Source organism: Mycobacterium simulans, from assembly GCF_900232995.1.
In the GTDB taxonomy this organism is placed as follows: Bacteria; Actinomycetota; Actinomycetes; order Mycobacteriales; family Mycobacteriaceae; genus Mycobacterium; species Mycobacterium simulans.
The window spans coordinates 1-1,335 of record NZ_OCVX01000087.1 but is presented as its reverse complement, the minus strand read 5'-3'; the positions used below and the strand labels follow the sequence as shown (position 1 = coordinate 1,335).

Annotated in this window: 1 protein-coding gene and 1 pseudogene; one reads left to right on the top strand and one right to left on the bottom strand. The window is 62.5% G+C overall.

Going from position 1 to position 1,335, the window contains the following annotated elements; all coding sequences use genetic code 11:
* The coding region (locus tag MSIMFI_RS27380) for a PecA family PE domain-processing aspartic protease (RefSeq protein ID WP_191500051.1) at window positions 1-941 on the top strand (941 nt) is incomplete at its 5' end.
* Between the two features lie 167 nt (window positions 942-1,108).
* Here MSIMFI_RS27380 and MSIMFI_RS27375 read toward each other — a convergent pair.
* Window positions 1,109-1,335 (bottom strand): annotated as a pseudogene (locus MSIMFI_RS27375) (hypothetical protein); the annotation flags it as partial.

Here is a 1,335-nt window from a genome sequence, read left to right as displayed (position 1 = left end):
GGCGCGCGGGCCTGTTGGGACAACCCGGGACCGCGGGGATAAGCACACTCCTATCGCCGAACCAAACGCTTATCTACATAGATCAATTCGGCAACCCGATACTGAACATCTCGGTAGGCGGCGGACCGAGTTCGCCCGTCATCGTCGACTCCGGCGCCAGCGGTCTTGTGGTTCCACCGCATTACGTTACTGGGGCGGATCTCGGCGCTCCCGGCCCGACGGGTTCCGTCAGTTACGGCCTGAGCAGCACCAGTCGCCTCTTCGTTAATTACGAGACGTATCAAACGACCGTGAATTTCGGGAACGGAATCGTCACCGAGTCGACCACCGTTGGCGTCGCCACCTCCGCATCCTTGGTTACGCAGACCCCGACGGGGACCACGACCCAGCCCATCAACGACCTTTCGTTGTTACCCGCCTATCTGGGCGTGGGCCCCAACAATAATTTTCCCTTCTCTGATCCCACGAACGCAGCGTTACCGACCAACATGAATCAGGGTGTGCTTTTCAACATGCCTCGCGGTTTGCTGGAGTTCGGCCCCAATTCGCTGCCGCCCACTGTCGACCTCGATGGAGCTCCGCTGACCGTCGTGCAGGTACAGATCAACAACGGATTACCGCAGACCGTCGGCGCAATCGTCGATTCCGGTGGGGTAGGTGGAGCCATCCCACAATCGTTGGTGCCGGGCCTTGCTATCGGTAACCACCTTCCCGAGGGAACAACCATCTCGGTCTACACGATCAATGGTGTCCACCTCTACACCCAGACAGTCACTGCGGCCAATAGCCCAGTCGTAGTGGCGTCACCACCGCCAAACACGGTGCCGGGGCAAGACGCATACTACGTGTTCAATACCGGGAATTACCCCTTCTCAGTCGGACCGATCTATATCTGGAACAACGACGCCATAGGAACGACAATCTTTGACCGACTGGTCTGACTTGCCCGGGTCTTTCGGTAGTCCGCGAGCGCCGGACCCAACAGGTGTAACGATCGCACGGCTCACACGTCGGTAGCCGATTGGCAAAGCGTGGGTATGGCGTGCGACCGCACTCGTCCGCCAATCGTCAACAAGTAGTGTCGGCAACCTCTTCGGTCAGCACACCACTAGGAGCCGCCGGGACCGCCGGTACCCCCCTTGCCGCCATCGCCACCGACGATCCCAACGGGGGGGACGCCGGGGGCGCCGGAGCCGCCGGGGCCGCCGGTGCCGCCTGCGGTACCGATGCCACCCTTGCCGCCGGTGCCGCCTTGGCCACCACCAGTGCCGGCGCCGGCGGTGCCCCCGATGCCGCTAGTGCCGCCGCTACCACCCGTGCCGCCCTTGCCACCGT